Origin of the sequence: Paraburkholderia suaedae (genome assembly GCF_040812055.1) — a bacterium.
Taxonomy (GTDB): domain Bacteria; phylum Pseudomonadota; class Gammaproteobacteria; order Burkholderiales; family Burkholderiaceae; genus Paraburkholderia.
This window is the reverse complement of record NZ_JBFOAH010000002.1, coordinates 203,822-218,723: the sequence shown is the minus strand read 5'-3', so window position 1 is coordinate 218,723 and position 14,902 is coordinate 203,822. Positions and strand designations below refer to the sequence as shown.

Sequence of the window (14,902 nt, the reverse complement as noted above, 5' to 3'; positions counted from 1 at the left end):
CATGAAACTGATGCGCGCGCCGAACCTGATCACCGGACAGCATTGGGTCAATGTGCTGGAGACCGCGGGAATTCGCTGCGAGCTGCACAACCGCTATCTGAACGGCGCCCTGGGCGACATTCCGGCGGATCAGTGCGCGCCCGAGCTATGGCTCGCCGATGAACGCGACGAGGCGATGGCCCGGCGCTTGATCGATGCGGCTGCGCACGGACCGGTGGCGGGCTCGCCCGACTGGCGATGCCGTCAGTGCGGAGAGACGCTCGAAGCGCAATTCACGGTGTGCTGGCAATGTGGCACCGCGCGCGATCCGTTGGATGGGTGAGGCAGGCGGCACGGATGCGCAAGGCTTGGGTCGGCTACCGGGCTCCTCTCAAGCCAGCCACACCGCAATGGTCAGCATCAACAGCAGAATCATCCACAGCACCACCGCGCGCCACACCAGACCCACCGCCGATTGCAGCGTGCGCGGCGTGCAGTCGTCGCCAACCTGCATCGGGCCACCGTCGCCGGTGACGAGCGCGTCGAGGCTCGACGGTTCGGCAAGCGGGCCGCTCAGACGCGCGCCCAGTGCGCCGCTTCCGGCGGCCAGCAGCACGCCGTCGTTCGTATCGGGCCACTGCCGCGCATGATTGCGCCAGGCATAAATCGCGTCTTCGAAATTGCCGACGATGGCAAAGCCCATCGACGTCAACCGCGCCGGCACCCAGTCGATCACGAAGAACGCGCGCTGCGCGAAGCTGGAAAACGCGGCAGTGCGGTCATCTGCGGGACGCGCCCATGCGCGCGCGAGGTATTCGGCGATTCGGTAAAGCACCGCGCCCGCCGGCCCAACGGGAATCAAAAACCAGAAGAACACACCGAAGACGTGGCGATGCGAAGCGACCACCGCGTGAATCAGTGTATGACGGACGATCTCGCTGACGGGCATATCGACGGTATCGAGCCCGGTCCATTCATACAGAATTTCGCGCGCGCGCGGCACATCGTCGTTATTCAACGCGAGGTGGATATCCGTGAAATAGTGGCTGAACTGGCGAAAGCCGAGCGTGAAGTACAGCACCGCGACGTTCCACAAGAATGCCAGCGCAAAGTGAATGTGATACAGCACGTAGTAGACGAGCGCGACCGCCAGCGTCCAGGGCACCACCACCACGAGCCATGCGAGCAGCCCGTGCTTGGCCTTGCCGGCGTCGAATCCGTGCGCCGCCGACTCCGCATGGTATTGAAGCAACGCGGACACCGGGTTGTTCGGTGACAGCGCGCGTACCTGTTCAATGATCAGAGCCAGCAATACGGAGAAAAAAGTCATGCGATACGCCGTGCTTTTTAAGTTTTAGGATTGTTTTACAACGATAGCACAGGGTCGGATTGGTCTGAGCGCAGACATTGACAAAGAGCGCGCGCCCGCAGGGCCTAGCGCGCTTTATGCCGCGAGGAAGCGATACAGGTTGCGCAGCATCGCCGCCGTGGCGCCCCAGATGAAATGGTGCCCGCCGACTTCGCTGACGCCCTGCCCATGAGCTCCCGCCGACTGACTGCGCGGATACGGCATCGCGAAAAAGCGGCGCTCGCCGCCCTCGAAACGGAACACGCGCTCCTCGTGATTCGCCGGGTCCATCAAAAAAGCAAGCGGCACTTCGAACACTTCGGCCACTTCCAGCCGATCCATCTTCAATGCGAATGGCGGATGCACGAGACCGATCACCGGCGTCACGCAAAAGCCGGTGCCAGTCAGGTAATCGGGCAACGCACCCAGAATTTCCACGCGCGACGGCGCGAGGCCGACCTCTTCCTGTGCTTCGCGCAGCGCGGTGGCGATGGCGTCGGCATCGAAGGGTTCGTGGCGGCCGCCGGGAAAACTCACCTGGCCGGCATGATCGTTCAGATGATCGGCGCGCTGCGTGAGCAGCACGGTCAGTCCGGGCTCGCGGACCACCAGCGGCACCAGCACTGCCGCAACGCGCGGATCGCCCGAGGTCTTGCGCCATTGTGGTTCGACGACAGGTTCCGTCGTCCAGGCAAGGCGCTGCTCGAAACGTGCGCGCAGGCCATCAGGTGTGAGGCGCTCGCCGGCCACCGGCGGTAGATGGGCGCCAGTTGCTTCGACCGGGAGTGTTTCAGGCTCAAAGATGGGGCGGGTCAAACGGGTCTCTCTAATAAGCGGATACGGGACGTAGCGCTATTTTGACCTGGCAAACAAAAAAGCACCCGCGAGGGGTGCTTTTTCTTACAGCATTTACGCCTGGGAAGCAGCGCGGTCTTTCGAGACCAGCTTTTCCTTGATCCGGGCCGACTTGCCCGAACGTTCGCGCAAGTAGTACAGCTTCGCACGACGCACGTCGCCGCGACGCTTCACGACGATGCTCGCCAGCAGCGGCGAGTACGTCTGGAACGTACGCTCGACGCCTTCGCCCGAGGAAATCTTACGGACGATGAACGACGAATTCAGGCCACGGTTACGCTTGGCGATCACGACGCCTTCGTAAGCCTGAACACGCTTACGCGTACCTTCGACCACGTTCACGCTGACGATCACCGTGTCGCCCGGAGCGAAGTCGGGGATGGTCTTCTCGCCGAGGGCGCGCGCGATTTCTTCCTGCTCAAGTTTTGCAATCAGATTCATTACTGACTCCTGGATCCATCTTGTCGGCGTTCGTACCTGCCTCGCGCTCACTTTGCTGCGCTTGGCTACGGCCCCGATAGAGGATGGGTTCACATCTGGCGCCTAACACGCATGTACGGCGCCGCCTGGTGTCCGCTCGAAAGAGCGACGGCCTTAAGCCTTCGATTCTTCCTTCGCGAGACTCGCGAGCCATGCCTCGTCGGCACGGCTCAACATCTTGTTTTTTCTGGCCTTCACGATCAGATCCGGCCGCTTCTTCAACGTGTTGCGCAGCGCTTCGCGCCGACGCCATGTTTCGATTTCCGCGTGATGGCCGCCGAGCAGCACATCGGGCACCCGCACGCCGTTGTATTCCTCGGGACGCGTGTAATGCGGACAATCGAGCAGCACGTCGACAAAGCTGTCCTGCACCGCCGACTGCGAGTCGTTCAGCACGCCGGGCAGTTGGCGCACGACTGCATCCATCAACGCCATCGCAGGCAATTCACCACCCGACAGCACGAAGTCGCCGAGGCTGACCTCTTCGTCGACGACACGATCGAGCAAGCGCTGATCGATCGCTTCATAGCGCCCGCACAACAGGATCAGACCGGGCTCGGCGGTGAAGTGCATGACCCGTTCGTGATTCAGCGTAGCGCCCTGCGGCGACATCATGACGACCCGCGACGCGCCGATGCCCTGCTCCGCCTGCGCCGCTTTCGCCGCGCCGATCGCATCTTCCAGTGGCTTTGCCAGCATCACCATGCCGGGTCCGCCGCCGTAAGGGCGGTCGTCGATCGTGCGGTAGTTGTCGGTGGTGAAATCGCGCGGATTCCACGTACGCAACGTATATCGCTGCTGCTTCGCGGCCCGGCTGGTGATACCCCAGTCGGTCAGCGCGCGGAACATTTCTGGAAAGAGCGTCACGACATCGAACTGCATCGCTCTCTCCATTCAGCGAATGATTTCAGTAATCGGCTTCCCAGTCGACGATGATCTGCTTCGCCGCCTGGTCCACCGTTTTGACAAAAACGCCGACGAACGGGATCAAACGCTCGCCCGCGACCGGCTTGCCGTTTTTGTCCGTAGCCGGATATTCGATGCGCAACACCGAATGCGCACCGTTGTCGATCAAGTCTGCGACCTTGCCGAGATGGACTCCGGCCACGTTCACCACGTCCAGGCCGAGCAGGTCGACCCAGTAGAATTCGTCGGCTTCGAGGACCGGAAATTCGCCGCGGCTGATGTAGATGCGCGAGCCGCGCAGTGCGAGGGCCGTGTCGCGGTCAGTGACGCCGCCCAGCTGGGCAACCACACTGTCGCTATGCATTTTTGCCTGCAATGACGGCGCGGACTTGCGCTCCTGGCCTTTTAGCAGCCACCAGCGCTTGGCGCTCAGCAAAGCGTCGCCGCCATGTCCGGCATCCGCATGCGCGGCCACCTTGACCCAGCCTTTGAGGCCGTAAGCGTCGACGATTGCACCGACCTCCACCGCATCCGCCGGCCAGCTTTCCAGCGTTTCCACGCGCATTTCTGCTGCAGTGGAACGAGTAGTCTCTACGACCTGGGCTTGCGCCCCGCCTTCTGCCCCCTGGACCGGCTTGCGCACGAATGCACCAAACGGCGCCTGACCAGACGCCTTCGCGCGCGAAGCTGCCGCTTTTGCCTGCACGCGCCCTGAACTGCGGGAGTCACGCTCGGACATGAGAAAACCTCGGAGAAAACCTCGCTGCCGGCTTCGACGTTTGCTTCCGTAAAACCTGCTTCGGTGAAACGACTAGCGCATCGGACTGCTCACGCAAGCTGCGCGAGCCGCCGGCCGTACCGGCGACGATACGCATGCGAGCTACCATTAAGCAGCCGGCTGCGCCTTCCGCGCTTCCTTCACGAGACGCTCGACGGTCGGCGACAGTTGCGCGCCAACACCTTGCCAGTACGTCAGGCGATCTTGAGCGATGCGCAGGGATTCACCCTTCGTCGCGACCGGATTGTAGAAACCAACGCGCTCGATGAAGCGGCCGTCACGGCGGCTACGGGAATCGGTTGCGACGATGTTATAGAACGGGCGCTTCTTGGAGCCGCCACGAGCCAAGCGGATGATGACCATACTAGAATCCTTGAAAACCGGGGTTCGGAACGACTGAAACACGCGATTATAGCGGGAAACCGACGCCATAACAAACACTTACCCGGACAAACTGAGCCACCTGCCCTCGCCGGCCGGCCGCAAAAGGGCTCAGCACCCCACTAGAACTCCGCATTCACCTGATGGAGCGCCCGTGAAACTGCCGCCGCCGACTGCTTTTTTGCCCGCTTTTCTTCTCCCATCTACGTGGCTTACCCGCTTCGCGCGCAGCTTGCGCCGCTGTGCACTGCACTTTGCTGCGGCCGTGTTGCTGGCCGGCGAGGCGCTGTCGGCGGTTGCCGCGCTCCCAATCGAGCGCATCAAGCTGCCGACCGGCTTTCACATCGAGGTTTTGTCGGACGCAGTGCCGAGCGCACGGGAAATGACGCTCTCGCCGAACGATATTCTTTATGTAGGCAGCATCGACGGACACGTCTATGCGCTGGAACTGCAAAACGGGCGCGCGACGCGCCGTCACGTCATTGCTTCGGGTCTGGAATCCCCAGCCGGTGTGGCATGGCGCGACGGCGCTTTATATGTGTCCGCGGTATCGAAGATTCTACGCTTCCACGCGATCGACACGCATCTGAACGATCCGCCCAAACCCGCAGTGGTCATCGACACGCTGCCCAGCGAAACGCAACACGGCTGGAAGTTCATCGCCTTCGGCCCTGACGGCAAGCTCTATGTACCGCAAGGCGCACCCTGCAACGTCTGCCTGAAAGACCGCGACCGCTTCGCGATGATTGGCCGGATGGACCCCGACGGCAACCACCGCGAAGTCGTGGCGCGCGGCGTGCGCAACACGGTGGGATTTGCATGGCATCCGACGACGCACGAACTGTGGTTCACCGACAACGGTCGCGACGTGATGGGCGACAATGTGCCGAGCGACAAGCTCAACCGCGCGCCGCACGCCGGGATGGACTTCGGCTTTCCCTATTGTCACGGCGGCGACACGCCCGACCCGCAATTCGGCAAGGACCATCCGTGCAGCTCATTCACGCCGCCGGTCGTGCAGCTGGGTGCGCATGTCGCCGCGCTCGGCATGCGGTTTTATACCGGCTCGATGTTTCCGCCGGAATACCGGAACAACGTTTTCCTTGCCGAGCATGGGTCGTGGAATCGCAGCACCAAAGTCGGCTACCGCGTGGTGCGGGTGATTACCGACCCGGACGGCAACCACGCGCGCCAGCAAGTGTTTGCCGAAGGCTGGCTGCAGCCGGGCGAAACCGTCTGGGGACGCCCCGCCGACGTGCTGCCGCTGCCCGACGGCTCCCTGCTGATCAGCGACGACTACGCTGGCGCCATCTATCGCGTGACGTATTCAGCGCCATGACATTCACAGGTGCGTGCGATGGCGGTCTCGCGCCCGGCGCGCTACCGATTCCAGGCGGCTGGCCGGGATCATTGCGCGCCGCCAGCCCGCCGCGGTTGCCCGCAACGCACTGCATTCGGGTCACTCTGAACTTCGCAGCACGCGCATTCCGCAAGTGACCCTCAGCATGCGGCCGGCGTAGAATGCCCGTCGGTCCGCAGCCGTACGGCGCGCCGCTCCTTTCGACCGCCTGTCACTTCGCCCACGTCCACATGTCCACCGCAGCTTCGATTTCCCCGCGCTTCCGATCCAAGACGCTTACCGCCGCGCTGGCGTTCCTGGTGGGCAGCCTCGGCGCGCACCGCTTCTACCTGTTCGGCAAACGTGATCCCTACGGCTGGGCTCATGTGCTCGGCACGCTAATGGGCATCCCCGGCGTCATGCTGCTGGTGGCAAGCGAGCGCGCTTCGATCCTCGGCTGGGTGCTGGCTTTTTTCGGCGCTGTTTCAGTGCTTTCCGCGTTTCTCGCCGCGATCGTCTACGGACTGCGTCCCGATGAAAAATGGGACGCCCAGTTCAATGCGCACACGCAACGCAGAAGCCGCTCGGGCTGGACTGTCATTTTTGTCGTGATCTTTTCGCTGTTTATCGGCGCATTTGTGCTGATGACCGGCCTCGCCTTATCGTTTCAAACCTACTTCGAAAGTCAGGTGGAAGCGGCCAAAACGATCTCGCAATGACGGGCCCCGCAGCGCGTTAGAAGAGCTTCAGTTGCGGATTCACGGGCAGCGGTTGTTCGGCGTGCGACGGCTCGCCCCGACGAAAGTGCGACATATCGAGAATGCCGCGATCGCGCCGGTTCAGGCCCAAGCGGCGCACGGCGTGATGGAATCGCTGCCTGAGCAGATCGGCCCATAAGCCCTCGCCTTTCATTCGCGTGGCGAACGACGAATCGTAGTCTTTGCCGCCTCGCATGTCGTGCACGCGACTCATCACCCGCGCGGCGCGATCGGGAAAATGCGCGCTGAGCCAGTCCTTAAATAGCGGCGCGACTTCCCACGGCAGACGCAGCACGATATAGCTCGCATTGCTCGCACCGGCTTGCGCGCACGCTTCAAGCACGCGCTCCATGTCAGGCTCGGTGACGAACGGGATCACCGGGGCAACGCTGACGCCGACCGGAATGCCCGCCTCGCTCAATGTGCGAATAGTGCGCAGCCGCCGCGACGGCGTGGCCGCGCGCGGTTCGAGCGTGCGCGCGATGTCGGCGTCCAGCGTCGTGATGGTGATGGCCGCCATGAATTGCCCGCGCGCCGCCATCGGAGCGAGCAGATCTATATCGCGCTCGATCAGTGACGATTTGGTGATCGCCGCAAACGGATGGTTGCGCTCGCTGAGCACCTCGATTACCCGACGCGTGAGGCGCAAATCGCGTTCGGCGGGCTGCCACGCGTCCGTGTTGACGCCCAGCGCGATCGGTTCGGGCACATAGGTTTTCTTCGACAACTCCCGCTCGAGCAGTTCCGGCGCGTTGATCTTCGCGTAGATCCGGCTTTCGAAGTCGAGCCCCGGAGACAGCCCGAGATAGCTATGCGTGGGCCGCGCGAAGCAATAGATGCAGCCATGCTCGCAGCCGCGGTACGGATTCAGCGACACACTGAACGGAATGTCCGGCGACGCATTGCGCGTGAGGATGCTCTTCGCGCGTTCCTCAAAGACCTGCGTGCGCAGTGCCTTGGGCTCCTCCCCGCCTTCGTGGGCGAGAGGCAGCCAGCCGTCGTCCGCTGGTTCGCGCTGGTCGACCTCGTAGCGGCCTTGCAGGTTCGTGACGGCACCACGCCCCTTGCGAGGCGCAGGCGGCGCGATCGGAAATTCTCGAGCGGTTCGGGTGTCGGAGTTGGCCACGGCTGAATACCACAAACGAAACAACAGGCGCGCAATACCTGTATAAATATACAGTGTTTTCGCCGTTTGTCGAGCGCCGTATGCGGCTGCCCCGTTGACCCCCTATCCGCCCACGGCGATTGTCAGGGTCTCCTTGATTTCTTCCATCACCACGTAACTCTTGGACTGCACCGCGCCCGGCAATTGCAAAAGGATGTCGCCAAGCAGCTTCCGGTAGTCGGCCATCTCGCCGATGCGCGCCTTGATCAGGTAGTCGAAATCGCCTGATACAAGATGGCATTCCAGCACCTCGGGGATCTTCTGCACTTCGCGCCGGAACTGGTCGAACATGTTGCCGCTCTTGTGATCGAGCGTGATCTCGACGAATACCAGCAACGCCGCCCCGAGTTCGGCCGGGTTCACCCGCGCGTAGTAGCCGGTGATCACGCCGTCGCGCTCCATCCGTTTGACCCGCTCGATGCACGGCGTCACCGACAGCCCGACCTGCTCGGCCAGGTCCTTCATGGCCATCCGGCCGTCCTGCTGCAGAAGCCGCAAGATGTTGTGATCGAGTTTATCGAGGGCTCGCACGGGTTGGCGCTGTGTACGCATGGTGTTTCCGCTAAAAATTCAACAACTACGATAACAAAACCTGCCTTACTGGCAATAGTATAGCGGTTAACACTGGGCGATCGGCGTTTTACCTCGTGAATCGATTGAATTCGAGCAAATCGATGAGCGCCCCGCCCTCCTATCTCTTCTGGATCTGCTGGAGCAACTATGCGAGTCGTCGTTTTGGGCAGTGGCGTCGTCGGGGTGACGACTGCGTATTACCTCGCGCGCGCCGGTCATGAAGTGACCGTGATCGACCGCGAGGCCGGCCCTGCGCTCGAAACCAGTTTCGCCAACGCCGGTCAGATATCGCCGGGCTACGCGTCGCCGTGGGCCGCGCCCGGCGTGCCGCTGAAGGCCGTCAAATGGATGTTCCAGAAACATGCACCGCTCGCAATCCGTCTCGACGGCACGCAGTTCCAGCTGCAATGGATGTGGCAGATGCTGCAGAACTGCACGTCGGCGCGCTACGCGGTGAACAAGGGACGCATGGTGCGCCTCGCCGAATACAGTCGCGACTGCCTGCAGGCGTTGCGCGCGGACACCGGCCTTCAGTACGAAGGCCGCACGGGCGGGACACTGCAGGTGTTCCGTACGCAGCAGCAGTTCGACGGCGCCGCGAAAGATATTGCCGTGCTCGAAGACGCAAACGTGCCGTATGAACTGCTGTCCGCCACGGAACTCGCGCAGGCTGAGCCGGCGCTCGCGGCGGTGTCGCACAAGCTGACCGGCGGGTTGCGGCTGCCGGGCGACGAAACCGGCGACTGCCAGATGTTCACCACGGGCCTCGCGACGCTGGCCGGGCAACTGGGCGTCAAGTTCCGCTACAACACGCCGATCGACGCGCTCATGATGTCCGGCGACCGCGTCGCCGGCGTGCAATGCGGCGGCGAACTCGTGCGCGCGGACTCGTTCGTCGTCGCGCTCGGTTCGTACTCCACGCAATTTCTGGCGGGTCTGGTGAAAATCCCGGTCTATCCGCTCAAAGGCTATTCGATCACTGCGCCGATCGTCGACTCGGCCGCAGCTCCGGTGTCCACGGTGCTCGACGAAACCTACAAGATCGCGATCACGCGCTTCGACAACCGGATCCGGGTCGGCGGAATGGCCGAGATCGTCGGCTTCGACAAGTCGCTGCGCGAGGCGCGCCGCGCCACGCTGGAAATGTGCGTGAACGATCTGTTCCCGGGCGGCGGCGACACGTCGAAGGCCACGTTCTGGACCGGTCTGCGGCCGATGACGCCCGACGGCACGCCGATCGTCGGGCGCACGCCGGTCGCGAACCTGTTCCTGAACACGGGCCACGGCACGCTCGGCTGGACCATGTCGTGCGGCTCGGGCCAGTTGCTGGCCGACGTGATGTCGGGCAAACAGCCTGCCATCAAGGCGGATGACCTGTCGGTGCATCGCTATCTCGGCGAGACCGGCGGTGTGCATCGCCCGGCTTATGCCTGAGACCTGGCGCCGGGCGCGATGCCCATGGCAAGCCGGTAAGTTGCGCAAGCTGCGCTCGAATCTCACGCGAGCATGAAAAACGGCGCCTCACTTCACAGGAGGCGCCGTTTGCTTTTACGCCGAAGCGGCAAGCCGCGGGCGTTGCATCAAAACTGATCTGCCGACAATGCCAGCACGCTCGCGCCGCCCTTCGCCGTGACAATCGACGCTTCGAACGCCGACGCCTGCGGCAGCACATGCTCCGCATAGAACTGCGCGGTCGCGATCTTCGCGCCGTAGAACGACGGATCTTCGTCGCGCTTCTGAGCGGCGACCAGCAGCGCACGCGCCATCTGCCAGCCGCCCAGCACGACGCCCGCGAGCTTCAGATACGGCACGCTGCCCGCAAACACCGCATTCGGATCGCTCTTTGTATTGGCGAGCACGAAGTCCACCGCCGCGCTCAGCGAACCATGGCCCTGCGCCAGGTACTTCTTCATCGAATCGAAGGCCGGCCCGTGCTGAGAGCCAAGCGCCTCCAGCGTTGCGGCGATGCCGGCCAGCAGCGACTTCGCCACCTTGCCGTCGTCGCGCACGGTCTTGCGGCCGATCAGGTCATTGGCCTGAATCGCGGTCGTGCCTTCGTAGATCGGCAGAATGCGCGCGTCGCGGTAATACTGCGCGGCGCCGGTTTCTTCGATGAAGCCCATCCCGCCATGCACTTGCACGCCCAGGCTCGCGACGTCGATCGACAGTTCCGTGCTCCAGCCCTTCACGATCGGCACCAGGAATTCGTAGAGCGCCTGATGCTCGGCGCGCGTCGCCTCGTCCGGATGACGATGCGCGAAGTCGCAATGCGAGGCCGCGACATACGCGAGCGCGCGCGACGCCTCGGTCAGGCTGCGCATCGTCGACAGCATGCGGCGCACGTCCGGATGCTGGATGATCGCGACCGGCTGCTTCGCGGAGCCATCCACTGGACGGCTCTGCACGCGATCTTTCGCATAGGCGACCGCCTTCTGATACGCGCGATCCGAGAGACCGACGCCCTGCATGCCCACCGCGAACCGCGCCGCATTCATCATGATGAACATATATTCGAGACCGCGATTTTCCTCGCCGATCAGATGACCGATCGCACCGCCGTGGTCGCCGAACTGCAGCACCGCGGTCGGGCTCGCCTTGATGCCGAGCTTGTGCTCGATCGATACGCAATGCACGTCGTTGCGCTCACCGAGCGAACCGTCGTCGTTGACGAGAAACTTGGGCACGATGAAAAGCGAAATGCCCTTCACGCCTTCAGGCGCATTCGGCGTGCGCGCCAGCACGAGATGGGCGATGTTCTTCGCCATGTCGTGCTCGCCCCACGTGATAAAAATTTTCGTGCCGAATAGCTTGAACGAGCCGTCGCCTTGTGGTTCGGCGCGCGTGCGCACCAGCGCGAGATCGGAGCCGGCCTGTGGCTCGGTCAGGTTCATCGTGCCGGTCCACTCGCCGGAAATCAGCTTCGGCACATAAATCTGTTTTTGCGCTTCACCGCCGGCGGTCAGCAGCGCTTCGATCGCGCCGTCGGTCAGCAGCGGACACAATGCAAACGACAGGTTGGACGCGTTGAGCATCTCGATACACGCTGTGGCGATCAGCTTCGGCAGGCCTTGGCCGTCGTAGCCGGTCGGATGCTGCACGCCTTGCCAGCCGCCTTCGGCGAACTGGCGAAATGCTTCCCTGAAGCCCGGCGTCGCCGTGACGACGCCGTCCTTCCAGCTGCTCGGATTGCGATCGCCTTCGACGTTCAGCGGCGCGAGCACCTCACCGCACAGTTTCGCCGACTCGCCGAGCACGGCCTGAGCCGTGTCGAGGTTGGCGTCCTCGAAACCGGGCAGCGTCGCGATTTCTTCGAGACCGGCCAGTTCCTTCATCACGAACAGCATGTCCTTGATCGGGGCCGTATAGCTCATTTTCGTTCTCCTCCTCTATGGATGAAAAAAGGGCGCTGGACCCGTTCGGTCCTGCGCCCTTCTGTGCTCCTGCCCGACACCTATGCGCACCGTTACGGCGCTACGGCTGTTAACCGAGTTCGCTGACGAGTTCCGGCACTAGCGTGAACAGGTCGCCGACCAGACCGTAGTCAGCGACGCTGAAAATCGGTGCTTCGGGGTCCTTGTTGATTGCGACGATCACCTTCGAGTCTTTCATCCCCGCCAGATGCTGGATTGCACCCGAGATGCCGACGGCCACGTACAGTTGCGGCGCGACGATCTTGCCGGTCTGGCCCACCTGATAGTCGTTGGGCACGAAGCCCGCATCGACTGCGGCACGCGATGCGCCCAACGCTGCGTTCAGCTTGTCCGCCAGCGGCTCCAGCACCTTGGTGTAGTTCTCGCCGTTGCCGAGACCCCGGCCGCCCGAGACGATGACCTTCGCGCTCGTTAGCTCCGGACGGTCCAGCTTCGTCACTTCGCGGCTCACGAACTGCGAGAGGCCGGCGTCCGCCGCGGCTTCGATTTTTTCAACCGATGCGTTGCCGCCTTCGGCTGCGACTGCATCGAAACCGGTCGAACGCACCGTGATGACCTTGATCGCATCAGCCGATTGCACCGTCGCGATCGCGTTGCCCGCGTAAATTGGACGCTCGAACGTGTCGGGGGAGTCCACGGCGGTGATGTCGCTAATCTGCGCGACGTCGAGCTTCGCGGCGATACGCGGCGCGATGTTTTTGCCGTAGGCGGTCGCCGGCGCGAGGATGTGCGTGTAGTCCTTCGCAATCTTGATCACGGTCGCTTCGACGTTTTCCGCAAGGCCCGCTTCGAGCTGCGGCGCGTCGGCCAGCAGCACTTTGCTAACGCCTGCAATCTTCGCCGCTGCATCCGCCGCGGCTTGCGCGTTGTGACCTGCCACCAGCACATGTGTGTCACCGCCGATCTTCTGCGCCGCTGCGATCGTGTTCAGCGTCGCGGCCTTGATCGACGCGTTGTCGTGTTCTGCTATTACCAGATTCGTCATGTCGTCCGTCTCCGTGTCGACGGAGTTAGCGCTTTAGCGCTTACTCCAGTCCCATGCAACATAGTTGCCGTTTTCTTTAAAGCACCTTGGCTTCGGTCTTCAGTTTCTCGACCAGCGTCTTCACGTCCGGCACCTTGACACCGGCCGAGCGCTTGGGCGGCTCGGCGACTTTCAGCGTCTTCAGGCGCGGCGTGACGTCCACGCCGAGGTCCGCAGGCTTGAGCGTTTCCAGCGGCTTTTTCTTCGCCTTCATGATGTTGGGCAGCGTCACGTAGCGCGGCTCATTCAGGCGCAGATCGGTGGTGACGACAGCGGGCAATTTGAGTGACAGCGTCTCGGCGCCGCCATCCACTTCGCGTGACACAGTGGCCTTCCCATCAGCCACGACCACCTTCGATGCAAAGGTTGCTTGCGGCAGATTGGCCAGCGCAGCGAGCATCTGGCCGGTCTGGTTCGAGTCGTCGTCGATGGCCTGCTTGCCCAGAATCACGAGCGAAGGCTGTTCCTTGTCGACCAATGCCTTCAGCAGCTTGGCGACCGCCAGCGGCTGCAGGTCTTCATTGGACTCGATCAGGATTGCGCGATCCGCACCGATTGCGAGCGCCGTACGCAGCGTTTCCTGCGCCTGCGCGACGCCTGCCGACACGACGATCACCTCGGTGGCCACGCCCGCTTCGCGCAGACGCACCGCTTCTTCCACCGCGATCTCGTCGAACGGATTCATCGACATCTTCACGTTCGCAATGTCGACGCCCGTGCCGTCCGATTTCACACGGACCTTCACGTTGTAATCGACCACTCTTTTGACTGGCACCAGGATTTTCATGCACACGCTCCAAAATTACGAATACGTCAACCCAACGGACATTATAGCGACTGCCCTTCTGGCAGCCGGTTGTCGCGGGCGGCTTTACCGGAGGATATCGCTCCTCGTCAGCGTGACGGCAATATCGAACGATCGTTCTATTTTAATCTCGAAAAATCCCGGGTGACAACCCCGGGTTATGCCCTACGTCTGCGCGGGGCCATGGCCGTGTTGGCTTGCGATGTCCGAGGGCCGCCGACTCACCAGGCGGTGACGACCGACCCGCCGAACTTGCTGTCGACAAACTGTTTCACTTCCGGCGAATGATAGGCCGCGACCAGCTTGGGGACCCACGGCTTGTTGCGGTCGGCTTCGCGGATCGCGATGATGTTGACGTAGGGGCCTTTCGGGTCTTCGATGGCGATCGCGTCCTGCTTCGGCTTCAGACCGGCCTCCATCGCAAAATTGGTGTTGATTGCGGCAGCGTCCACGTCGTTCAGCGAGCGCGGGATTTGCGCCGCATCGAGTTCCACGATCTTCAACTTGCGCGGGTTGTCGACGATATCCAGCGGCGTCGCCTTCAGGCCTGCATCGGCGCGCAGCTTGAGCAAGCCCTGCTTTTGCAGCAGCAGAAGCGCCCGGCCGCCGTTGGTCGGATCGTTCGGCACTGCTATCTTTGCGCCTGGCTGCAGTGCGGTGAGCGTCTTGATCTTCTTCGAATAGATGCCCATCGGGTACGTGACTGTGTCCGCAATGCGGATGAGTTTGTAGCCCCGATCCTTCACTTGCGCCTGCAAGTAAGGGTCGTGCTGGTAGCTGTTCGCATCCAGATCGCCGCCGGCGAGCGCCGCGTTCGGCTGCACGTAGTCTGAAAATTCGACGATCTTGATGTTCAGACCGTTCCTGGCCGCGACGGTCTTCACGACCTCCATGATCTGCGCGTGGGGACCGCCGGTGACGCCAACCTTGATGGTGTCCTCGGCGTGCGCGGCAGTGGCGAATAACGTGGCAGCGCCTGATGTGACAACGAGCGCCGCGGCGAGTCTGAGAATGAAACGACGTTGCATGATGGTCCTTTTGTGAATCTGCCGACTCTGTTAGCGGGTTTCGATGACCCTT

The 14,902-nt window shown here is 62.6% G+C and carries 16 protein-coding genes; 4 read left to right on the top strand and 12 right to left on the bottom strand.

The annotated features are described in order from the left end of the window. Position 1 precedes the first annotated feature (1 nt). A complete protein-coding gene (locus tag ABQJ48_RS04395; RefSeq protein WP_367836226.1) occupies positions 2-322 on the top strand; it encodes a putative signal transducing protein in 321 nt (106 codons plus the stop codon). Between the two features lie 48 nt (positions 323-370). On the opposite strand, the gene ABQJ48_RS04390 is transcribed toward ABQJ48_RS04395, so the two are convergent. The 6 genes from ABQJ48_RS04390 to rpsP all read right to left on the bottom strand — a co-directional run bounded on the left by ABQJ48_RS04390 (position 371) and on the right by rpsP (position 4,709). Beyond that, positions 371-1,309 carry a CobD/CbiB family protein gene (locus ABQJ48_RS04390; RefSeq protein WP_367836225.1) on the bottom strand — a complete coding sequence of 313 codons (939 nt, stop codon included), beginning with the start codon at positions 1,307-1,309 and terminating at the stop codon, positions 371-373. Between the two features lie 114 nt (positions 1,310-1,423). Next, a complete protein-coding gene (locus ABQJ48_RS04385) occupies positions 1,424-2,143 on the bottom strand; it encodes a CoA pyrophosphatase (protein WP_367836224.1) in 720 nt (239 codons plus the stop codon). Positions 2,144-2,236: 93 nt separating this feature from the next. Then, on the bottom strand, positions 2,237-2,623 hold the full coding sequence (gene rplS / locus ABQJ48_RS04380; protein WP_367836222.1) for a 50S ribosomal protein L19: 387 nt from the start codon (positions 2,621-2,623) through the stop codon (positions 2,237-2,239). A 153-nt stretch (positions 2,624-2,776) separates the two neighbouring features. Beyond that, a complete protein-coding gene (gene trmD / locus ABQJ48_RS04375) occupies positions 2,777-3,544 on the bottom strand; it encodes a tRNA (guanosine(37)-N1)-methyltransferase TrmD (protein ID WP_473094097.1) in 768 nt (255 codons plus the stop codon). A gap of 25 nt (positions 3,545-3,569) precedes the next feature. Next, positions 3,570-4,307, bottom strand: a complete 738-nt coding sequence (gene rimM / locus ABQJ48_RS04370; RefSeq protein ID WP_367836219.1) for a ribosome maturation factor RimM — start codon at positions 4,305-4,307, stop codon at positions 3,570-3,572. A gap of 147 nt (positions 4,308-4,454) precedes the next feature. Beyond that, on the bottom strand, positions 4,455-4,709 hold the full coding sequence (gene rpsP / locus ABQJ48_RS04365) for a 30S ribosomal protein S16 (RefSeq protein ID WP_367836218.1): 255 nt from the start codon (positions 4,707-4,709) through the stop codon (positions 4,455-4,457). A 172-nt stretch (positions 4,710-4,881) separates the two neighbouring features. Between rpsP and ABQJ48_RS04360 the strand changes: the two genes are divergently transcribed. After that, complete coding sequence (locus ABQJ48_RS04360; RefSeq protein ID WP_473094096.1) at positions 4,882-6,066, top strand: PQQ-dependent sugar dehydrogenase; 1,185 nt, start codon at positions 4,882-4,884, stop codon at positions 6,064-6,066. Positions 6,067-6,317: 251 nt separating this feature from the next. Continuing rightward, positions 6,318-6,785 (top strand): NINE protein, encoded by a 468-nt coding sequence (locus ABQJ48_RS04355; protein WP_367836216.1) that lies wholly within the window; start codon positions 6,318-6,320, stop codon positions 6,783-6,785. A 16-nt stretch (positions 6,786-6,801) separates the two neighbouring features. Here the strand turns inward: ABQJ48_RS04355 and ABQJ48_RS04350 are convergent, their stop codons facing one another. Together ABQJ48_RS04350 and ABQJ48_RS04345 are read right to left on the bottom strand one after the other, a co-directional pair. Continuing rightward, positions 6,802-7,950, bottom strand: coding sequence for a PA0069 family radical SAM protein (locus tag ABQJ48_RS04350; protein ID WP_367836214.1), 1,149 nt, complete (start codon positions 7,948-7,950; stop codon positions 6,802-6,804). A 102-nt stretch (positions 7,951-8,052) separates the two neighbouring features. After that, complete coding sequence (locus tag ABQJ48_RS04345) at positions 8,053-8,541, bottom strand: Lrp/AsnC ligand binding domain-containing protein (RefSeq protein WP_367836212.1); 489 nt, start codon at positions 8,539-8,541, stop codon at positions 8,053-8,055. A 168-nt stretch (positions 8,542-8,709) separates the two neighbouring features. Between ABQJ48_RS04345 and ABQJ48_RS04340 the strand changes: the two genes are divergently transcribed. Further along, a complete protein-coding gene (locus tag ABQJ48_RS04340; RefSeq protein ID WP_367836210.1) occupies positions 8,710-9,996 on the top strand; it encodes a D-amino acid dehydrogenase in 1,287 nt (428 codons plus the stop codon). 146 nt (positions 9,997-10,142) lie between these two features. On the opposite strand, the gene ABQJ48_RS04335 is transcribed toward ABQJ48_RS04340, so the two are convergent. The 4 genes from ABQJ48_RS04335 to ABQJ48_RS04320 form a co-directional block, all read right to left on the bottom strand. Continuing rightward, entirely contained in the window at positions 10,143-11,933 is a 1,791-nt protein-coding gene (locus ABQJ48_RS04335) for an acyl-CoA dehydrogenase (protein WP_367836209.1), read from the bottom strand. Between the two features lie 109 nt (positions 11,934-12,042). Next, entirely contained in the window at positions 12,043-12,978 is a 936-nt protein-coding gene (locus tag ABQJ48_RS04330; RefSeq protein WP_367836207.1) for an electron transfer flavoprotein subunit alpha/FixB family protein, read from the bottom strand. A 76-nt stretch (positions 12,979-13,054) separates the two neighbouring features. Beyond that, positions 13,055-13,804, bottom strand: coding sequence for an electron transfer flavoprotein subunit beta/FixA family protein (locus tag ABQJ48_RS04325; protein WP_367836206.1), 750 nt, complete (start codon positions 13,802-13,804; stop codon positions 13,055-13,057). 239 nt (positions 13,805-14,043) lie between these two features. Then, positions 14,044-14,850 (bottom strand): MetQ/NlpA family ABC transporter substrate-binding protein, encoded by an 807-nt coding sequence (locus tag ABQJ48_RS04320; protein WP_367836204.1) that lies wholly within the window; start codon positions 14,848-14,850, stop codon positions 14,044-14,046. Positions 14,851-14,902 lie beyond the last annotated feature (52 nt).

What these genes read in the sequence shown, in the direction of transcription:
- ABQJ48_RS04395 (WP_367836226.1), top strand. Translation starts at nt 2, where the DNA reads ATGAAACTGATGCGCGCGCCGAACCTGATCACCGGACAGCATTGGGTC.
- ABQJ48_RS04390 (WP_367836225.1), bottom strand. Translation starts at nt 1,309, where the DNA reads ATGACTTTTTTCTCCGTATTGCTGGCTCTGATCATTGAACAGGTACGC.
- rplS (WP_367836222.1), bottom strand. Translation starts at nt 2,623, where the DNA reads ATGAATCTGATTGCAAAACTTGAGCAGGAAGAAATCGCGCGCGCCCTC.
- trmD (WP_473094097.1), bottom strand. Translation starts at nt 3,544, where the DNA reads ATGCAGTTCGATGTCGTGACGCTCTTTCCAGAAATGTTCCGCGCGCTG.
- rimM (WP_367836219.1), bottom strand. Translation starts at nt 4,307, where the DNA reads ATGTCCGAGCGTGACTCCCGCAGTTCAGGGCGCGTGCAGGCAAAAGCG.
- rpsP (WP_367836218.1), bottom strand. Translation starts at nt 4,709, where the DNA reads ATGGTCATCATCCGCTTGGCTCGTGGCGGCTCCAAGAAGCGCCCGTTC.
- ABQJ48_RS04355 (WP_367836216.1), top strand. Translation starts at nt 6,318, where the DNA reads ATGTCCACCGCAGCTTCGATTTCCCCGCGCTTCCGATCCAAGACGCTT.
- ABQJ48_RS04345 (WP_367836212.1), bottom strand. Translation starts at nt 8,541, where the DNA reads ATGCGTACACAGCGCCAACCCGTGCGAGCCCTCGATAAACTCGATCAC.
- ABQJ48_RS04340 (WP_367836210.1), top strand. Translation starts at nt 8,710, where the DNA reads ATGCGAGTCGTCGTTTTGGGCAGTGGCGTCGTCGGGGTGACGACTGCG.
- ABQJ48_RS04335 (WP_367836209.1), bottom strand. Translation starts at nt 11,933, where the DNA reads ATGAGCTATACGGCCCCGATCAAGGACATGCTGTTCGTGATGAAGGAA.
- ABQJ48_RS04330 (WP_367836207.1), bottom strand. Translation starts at nt 12,978, where the DNA reads ATGACGAATCTGGTAATAGCAGAACACGACAACGCGTCGATCAAGGCC.
- ABQJ48_RS04325 (WP_367836206.1), bottom strand. Translation starts at nt 13,804, where the DNA reads ATGAAAATCCTGGTGCCAGTCAAAAGAGTGGTCGATTACAACGTGAAG.
- ABQJ48_RS04320 (WP_367836204.1), bottom strand. Translation starts at nt 14,850, where the DNA reads ATGCAACGTCGTTTCATTCTCAGACTCGCCGCGGCGCTCGTTGTCACA.